Genomic DNA, 7,883 nt, shown 5'->3' on the forward strand with positions numbered 1-7,883 from the left:
GCTCTCCTGGCCTATGGACTTGTGGATAAGCCATTCTGAGAGTAAGGTGAATGAACTAACAAACCGGGAATAGCTCTTATTTTTCCTGAATTTTGTTCCAGATCCCCGGACCTAGCTAAAGATATTGCTGAGCGTTTATTTCTAAGTAGTAAAACCATTAATGGTTATCGCTATCGCATGTTTGAAAAACTAAGTATTAAAAATGATGTAGAATTAACTTATCTAGCAATGAAACATCGAATCATTGATAGTCCTTCGGACAGAACCCAAGACGAGTAATTAGTTGTAGATGGATAAATCACAGCGTGCCGCTGAACTTAGTGTATTTATAAGCAAGCTCCCTAGCGAGCCAGGCATTTATCGGATGCTTGATGAGACGGGGAATGTCCTGTATGTAGGTAAGGCTGCCAATTTAAAGAAAAGAGTTTCTAGTTATTTTTCTAAACAAAATACTGGTGTGAAAACACGCTCTTTGGTAAGCCAGATTGCTTCTATTCAAATTTCAGTGACGCGCAGCGAAACAGAGGCCTTACTTTTAGAAAGTAATTTAATTAAAAACTTACGACCCAAATATAATATTTTATTACGCGATGATAAGTCTTATCCTTATATCCATCTTTCTAACCATGAGCAATTCCCCCGCATTGAGAGTTATCGAAGTAAGAAAAAACCTATAAATGGAAATTTTTTTGGTCCTTATCCTAGTATGGGGGCGGTCAAAGAAACCATTACTACTATTCAAAAAGTTTTTAAGTTACGTAACTGTCGCGATAGTTATTTTAATGCGCGTTCTAGGCCTTGTTTGCAGTACCAAATTAAACGATGTACGGCCCCTTGTGTAGATTATGTTACCCCTGCGCAGTACAAACAGTCCTTGGACGATGCAATACGCTTTTTACAAGGTAAATGTCAGCTTATTTTAGATGAGCTAAGCTTGCGAATGGAACAAGCAGTCGCTCAATTAAATTTTGAGGAAGCGGCTGTTTTACGTGATCAAATAAAAAATTTACGCTTGATTCAAGAACAACAAAGTGTAGTTCAGTTAAGAGGCGATGCTGATGTTATTGCCATTGAGGCACGCCCAGGCTTTGCTTGTATTCAATGTGTAACGATTCGGGAGGGGCAAGTTCTTTCCAGCACTTGTTTTTTCCCTGCTATTCCTAGTCATAGCTTTGATGATGAATCAGAGATGCCAAGTTTATGGCAGCAGACCTTTTCTGCGTTCATCGGTTTTCATTATTTGGAGAATCCCGAGCGTATTCCAGAGCTGATTATTACTAACCATCCGGTTGCTGATAAACAAACTTTGGAGCAGGCTTTATCACAACAGCGGGAAAAATTATGTAAAATCCAAGTTAGTCCTCGTGGCATTAAATCAAGATGGTTGGATTTTGCTGAAAATAACTTACGCATTTCCATCGCCGAGCATGTTACCCAATATGCTACAATCCGTGCGCGTTATCTAGCTCTAGAAGAGCTTTTATCCCTGCCTAAAAAAATTGAGCGTATGGAATGCTTTGATATAAGTCACACCCAAGGTGAAGCAACTATTGCTTCTTGTGTTGTTTTTGATGCCGAAGGGCCTTGTTCAAGCGAGTACCGGCGTTTTAACATCACCGGAATTACTCCTGGTGATGATTATGCCGCCATGAAACAAGTATTAAGCCGTCGTTTTAAACGGTTAAAAGAAATGCAATCCTTACCTGATCTAATCATTATTGATGGCGGGAAAGGGCAAGTGGGCATAGCCAAGCAAGTCTTAAAGGAACTTGAATTATCAGAAATATTATTATTAGGTATCGCTAAAGGACCTAGTCGTAAAGCCGGATGGGAGCGCTTTATCTTAGTTAATGAAGATTATGAATTTACTTTAGCAGAAGATTCTAAGGCTTCACATTTATTGCAGCATATTCGTGACGAAGCTCATCGTTTTGCAATAACTGCCCATCGTAAAAAAAGACAAAAAATACGAACTCAATCCGTCTTAGAAGAAATTGAAGGTGTGGGTGCTAAACGCCGGCAAGCTTTATTACAGCGATTTGGTGGATTACGTGATCTTGCTAAAGCTTCATTAGAAGAATTAAGTAAGGTACCAGGGATTAATGAAAATTTGGCCGCCAAAATTTATCATTATTTTCATGACTAATCGGCCCAAGCGGCGGAAAGAGAACACTTATTAGCTAATAAGGTTTCTAGAACGGAGAGTCCATTCTTAAGGACTATAGGCTTTCAGTTTTTTAAATAAAAGAATTTATATATTTCTTCTTTATTTATCATTATATTATAGGTTAATGCACCTTGGTTTATGCTTGTTGCCCTGGTATCCAGACGAATAAAAATGAATTGCCCGCAGCTTTCCTACTCAAGCAAAACGAGTTAGCCTTTTAGTGGCTTTAAACTAGTTTTATCTTAGGCTCAAGCGATGCAAGAAGCTGTCCCAATTGGTTGGTCATTTTAAAAATCTAGGATCTACGAAATAGCAAATCTGGTTAAAAGATTTGGTGTAAGGTCGCAGTTGTTACTACACTTAAATTATAAAGAGCATAAAAATTAATTTTCAGCACGATTCTTGCATATAAATATAAAAAATATGAGGGGGCCCACAATGAAGAAACTAGTTTTAGCAATTCCTCTGTTATTCGCCATGATGGGAGTGAATGCCGCAAGTTTTTATGGAACGGCATTATGTGGTTATCCTCAGTACACCTGCCTAAAAGTTGCCGCCGGGCAAACCTGGGAGAATTTATTTCCAGATCCGGTGCAGCGCGATATTGTCCAGAGAGTGAATAGGACTTATAACCATTTGTGGGCTGGAAAAGAAATAGCCGTTCCTAAAAATTTAGAGCACCTTACCCTATTAGATGTAGCACCTTTTCCGGTAAAGCTTGAAGGTGAAACAGAAAAGCAAATTATAGTGGATCAAGAAAAATTAGCCTGGGGGGCTTATGATGCCCAAGGTAATTTAGTCTTATGGGGTCCAATTTCCTCAGGACGTGATAAATGTTCTGATTCTAATAAGTCCTGCAGAACTTTAACCGGTATTTTTAGAGTGTTCAGTAAAGAAAATTCCAAGTGTACCTCTGACGTATTTCCTATTGGGAAGGGCGGGGCTAAAATGCCTTACTGCATGTATTTCCATAAGGGATTTGCGCTCCATGGCTCAGATGATATTCCTGGGGTAAGAGCAAGCCATGGCTGTGTGCGGATGTTTATCGAAGATGCTAAATGGCTTAACTTAAATTTTGTGGAACTCTCTAGCGAGCGCAATAATTTTATGGGAACTAAAGTTACCGTTCGACCTTTGAATGACAGTGAGAAAATATAATGAAAACACTAACTAAAACAGGGGTTAAAGCTTTATCATACATGCTAGTTTGTAGTTGTTTTTGCTCTTCGCTTTATGCTGCTGGCAAAAAAAACACGAACACAGCTGCGCTTGATAGTGAAAAAGAAACGCGTTATCCCATTGGCTGTCGGCCTGTTGGTTATGAGGAAAGTCTAAAAGTCCTCTCTCTCTTCCCTGGCAAAGAAGGTGCCCTACAATCCATGTATTTCTTTTATAATAAATTACCGGAAACGGTGAGCTTATACCAAATGCGTGATAAGGATAGTGAATACTCCACGCGTTATAACCATAGTATTAGAGGGGGTGCTTGGGCGGTGCTTGCGGTAGGGGAGCCCCATGTTAAATTTATTTGTAGCCTTGGTGACGGTAAAAAAGAGTATGGAAAAATCCTTGACTGCGCTGAGACCATCAAAGTATGCGAATATGTCAATGTGAAATTTGGATTGAATAATAAGGGCAATTACTGGATAGTAGATAGTAATACTCGAAATGGCGCCGTCAATGAAGTTGTACATTATGGCATAATTCCTGGCGTGTAGTTGCTGTATTAAGAGGGGATCTTCATGAAATCTTTAATACCTTGGATATGTTTTTTTGCAGCCTCAGCAAGTCAACAGGCTTTAGCTGATAATGATTTTGATGCCTACCGTTTGGGTAACTACAATAAAGCCCTGGAGCCTCTAATTAGTAAAACCGGGAAAGATGCGGTTGCTGATTATTATTTGGGGCGTGTTTATCTTTATGGTTATGGCCAATTAAAAAATACTGACTTAGCCATGCGCTATTTCTTAAAGTCAGCGGAAAAAGGCTATTTACCAGCAGTTCAATTAATGGCGAAATACAGCCTTATGCACGATAAAAACCCTGAGCAAGCAGTCAAATGGTATAAGCAAGCAGCTAGTGAAGGGGATATCAACGCCCAATTATTTTTAGCGGCGGCTTATTTATATGGTTTAGGGGTTAAGAAAAATACCGATGTTGCCTCTCATTATTATATTGATGCGGCAAAAAGTGGTAATCCCCTGGCACAATTTGCCTTAGCTGAAAATTTTATTGATAGTCGTCATTCAGGCAATACTAAACTAGGTTTGATCTGGTTAAATAAAGCTGCGGCAAATGGCAATCCTAAAGCCCTGACCAAACTTGCCGGTCTCTACCTTGCGGGCAAATTAGTCACCAAAGATGTTAATAAAGCAACTGAACTTTTAACTAAAGCCGTAGAGCAGAATTATACCCCCGCTATGGTGGAATTAGGTAATCTTGCTTTAACTCAAGGAAATAGTAATAAAGCTTTAGACTGGTTTAACATGGCAGCAAAACAAAAAGATCCCGAGGCTTATTTAGAGTTAGCGCATGCCTATTTACAGGAAAAAAGTCCTATTTATGACCCCAACTCAGGCTTCCTGTGGACCTTGAAAGCGGCACAAGAGGGTTTTGTTCCTGCGCAAAAGGAATTATCTGCTTTATATCAAAAAGGCTTAGGGGTTGCCGCTAATCAAGAGTTAGCATCCGAATGGGCTGCCCGTGCGATCCAGGATGAAAAAGCTAAACCGGTTTCTGCTTTTGCTTTAGCCGCCTTATGGTTGAGCAATGGTAGAACAGATAAGCTAGAAAATACCCCTTACCAAATGAGTGGGATTTTCAGTGCGTGGAAAAATCCACTCACCTGGCGCAATAATAATTATAACTTAGCGCCACAAATGGAGACCATAAGCCGGCAAGATATTTTTAAACCAAGATTTGAATTAACTCAACCCAATGATATTCCCATTACGGCCTATTATGATGCTTTATCGGGAAAAAGTTACGAATTTCCCGCAAATCAGTGGACTTATCCCTTATATCCTTTAAATCCACAGATGGTTTCTTTAGAAAAAGTCAACAGTATGGTGTTAGCAAAACAAGATTTACCCGCACCTTATCTGGAAGCAAGTTATTATGGAATCGAGACTGAGCCGGAAACGGCAGATATTATCGCCCTCTTTTGGTTAGACGGTTGGCAAAAACAAGCCAATTATTCGACTGTGTTTAACCAAATGTATTTCCGTGCGATCTTAGGTGACCCTCAGTCCCAGTTTGAAATTGGACAAATGTTTCAGTATGGCATTGGCGTGGCGCAAAACGATCAAGCTGCTATTGTCTTTTATCAAAATGCCGCAGAACAACAACATTTAGGTGCAGAATACAATCTAGGCGTCTTATATTTAGAACATGCTAAAGAGGATGCTGATTACCAAACTGCGCTAAATTGGTTGACCGATTCAGCTTTTAAAGGAAATGATAACGCACAATATGTATTAGCGCGTCTTTTAGACCAAGGAAAAATAGGGGCAGATGGTAAAGAGCTAATTAAAGCAAATCATGAGCAAGCTATCTCCATGCTGTATTTATCTGCTGCGAATGGTTTTGGTCCGGCTCAATATCAATTAGCCGATTATTTGGCCCATGAAGGTACACAAGGTTTAAGTGTCGAGGTTAAAAAACATAAGCTGGCTTTAATACGGCAACTTTATACCAGCGCTGTGGATAATGGCGTTGCTCAAGCCTATCTGCCACTTGCTTTTTATAATGCCATGGATGAAGACCAAGTCAAACAACAAAAAGCCTTTGCTACTGCTGAAGAGCAGGCTAACAGCGGTGATGAAAAAGCGGCTTTATTGTTGGCCATGCTTTATGATCGGGGTATTGGCACAGCAAAAGATCCTGCTAAAGCAATTTATTGGTATCAGCAAGCAGGAAATAATCCGGTAAGCCAGTTTATTTTAGGTACTTATACTACGGAAGGTCGAAATATTGCCTTAGATAAGGATAGGGGCGCTGATTTATTACGCCAATCAGCTGCGGCCCAATTTCCTTACGCAGATTTCAATTTGGCCGTATTAGCTCATGATGTAAATCAGCCCTTTTTACCTGATTTGGTTAAATCTTATGAGCTTGGAAATAATCATGCCGGTATTGTTCTAGCCGATTATTATTTAGCTGAAAGCGAACAAAATTCTGATCCGGCTAAACTGCAGCAAGCGAAGCAAATCTACACGGGCTTAGCCGAAAAAGGCGACTCCAATGCTCAGCTAAAATTGGCTTACATGCTCGATAAAGGCCTAGGTTCAACTCCGGACCCTATTGCAGCACAACGTTGGTATACCGCCTCCGCTGAGCAGGGCAATGCCTTGGGTCAATACCTATTAGGGCAATTTTATCAAGTAGGGCAAATTGGGGAACCTGATTATAATTTAGCTAAAGAATGGTATCAAAAATCTGCACGACATTTAGCTAAGGCTTCTGTTGCTTTAGGATTCCTCTATGAAACGGTCGATGATGACTATGCTCAAGCCTTAAAATCATACGAAACAGCCGCCAATCAAGGCGATAAGTATGGTATTTATAATTTGGCTCTTATGTATGAATACGGAAAGGGAATTGCGGTTGACTATCCAAGGGCAAGAGCCTTGTTTACCGATGCATCGGATAAAGGTTTTCCGGAAGCTATGAACCAGCTAGCCAGTATGTATTTTTATGGCTTAGGCCAAGCCCGTAATGATCAAATGGCCTTGGCTTGGTATAAAAAAGCAGCTAGTTTAGGCAATAGTAATGCCTTATATACCTTAGGCCTACTGTCGGAAACAGGAGTCACCACTAAACTTGATTTCCAAGCCGCGCTTAAATATTATGAAGAGGCATCCCAGCAGGGTAATGAGAAGGCGATGCTTGCACTAGCGCGTATGTATCATTACGGATTAGGTGTTAATCAGGATCAAAAACGTTCCGCTACTCTGTATCAAAAATTAGCGGATAGACAAAATGCTTATGCTCAATATCAATTAGGTACCTATTATCTGGATGGTACAGCGGGAGAGCGCATTCCAGACAAAGGTAAATTTTTGCTTGAACAAGCGAGTCAAAATGGCAATAAACAAGCACGACAAGTCTTGCAACGTCTAGAGGCCAATCAAGGTAAAGTGAGTTTTATTGAACCCATTGAAATGAATGATGTTCCAGCGCTCGAAAGTAGCGATGCGGATAGAATTTATCTTGATGCCTTAAACGAATGGAACCGAGGTGATGAGTCAATGTCGCGTATGATTTTACAACGTCTAGTAACCCAATACCCCAATTTCATTCCCGCGAAACGTGCTTATGAACAAATTAACCAAGCGCAACTAGGTAATACTTATAGTTAACCCCTATGGTGTCATTTTAGGACGCCCCTGCAGCGTCAGCCCGGCTGACCTGCAAGGAGCGTAATTGATGCGCTGTTTTCCACTTTCGGCACGACATGGATAGGTAAATCAAATATAAATTTGCTTCTTTTTCTTTCACCCTACTTATTTCCTTAACTCTTTGATTTTTTTGTAATTTATAATATTTATTCCGCCGCATTTTAATTTATTTTTTAATACCTATTGTGCGCTGCAAATTAATAACTCATGTTACGCACATAAACTTGTAGTTTGACTAAAAAGCATTAGAATTCCGCCCTTAATTTTAGGGAGGGAATTAAATGGATATGCTTGATCTTTATAGTGATTATTTGATT

At 39.9% G+C, this 7,883-nt stretch carries 5 protein-coding genes and 1 pseudogene; 5 read left to right on the forward strand and 1 reads right to left on the reverse strand.

The window, feature by feature from the left end; translation table 11 throughout:
• Positions 1-11: 11 nt before the first annotated feature.
• Entirely contained in the window at positions 12-158 is a 147-nt protein-coding gene (locus ELY15_RS16170) for a hypothetical protein (protein WP_158617460.1), read from the reverse strand.
• Between ELY15_RS16170 and ELY15_RS16740 the strand changes: the two are divergent.
• From ELY15_RS16740 to ELY15_RS11645, 5 genes and pseudogenes are all read left to right on the forward strand, one after another.
• Positions 118-279 (forward strand): annotated as a pseudogene (locus ELY15_RS16740) (LuxR C-terminal-related transcriptional regulator); the annotation flags it as partial. The gene ELY15_RS16170 and the pseudogene ELY15_RS16740 sit on opposite strands and share 41 nt — an antisense overlap.
• Positions 280-289: 10 nt before the next feature.
• Entirely contained in the window at positions 290-2,146 is a 1,857-nt protein-coding gene (gene uvrC, locus ELY15_RS11630; protein WP_127100199.1) for an excinuclease ABC subunit UvrC, read from the forward strand.
• A 459-nt stretch (positions 2,147-2,605) separates the two neighbouring features.
• Positions 2,606-3,325, forward strand: a complete 720-nt coding sequence (locus ELY15_RS11635) for a L,D-transpeptidase (protein ID WP_127100201.1) — start codon at positions 2,606-2,608, stop codon at positions 3,323-3,325.
• A complete protein-coding gene (locus ELY15_RS11640; RefSeq protein ID WP_127100203.1) occupies positions 3,325-3,885 on the forward strand; it encodes an endopeptidase IV in 561 nt (186 codons plus the stop codon). The genes ELY15_RS11635 and ELY15_RS11640 overlap by 1 nt, the downstream gene beginning before the upstream one ends.
• Positions 3,886-3,909: 24 nt before the next feature.
• Complete coding sequence (locus ELY15_RS11645) at positions 3,910-7,527, forward strand: SEL1-like repeat protein (protein ID WP_127100205.1); 3,618 nt, start codon at positions 3,910-3,912, stop codon at positions 7,525-7,527.
• The last annotated feature ends 356 nt before the right edge of the window (positions 7,528-7,883 follow it).

It is taken from the genome of Legionella sp. km772 (assembly GCF_003989735.1).
Taxonomy (GTDB): Bacteria; Pseudomonadota; Gammaproteobacteria; order Legionellales; family Legionellaceae; genus Legionella.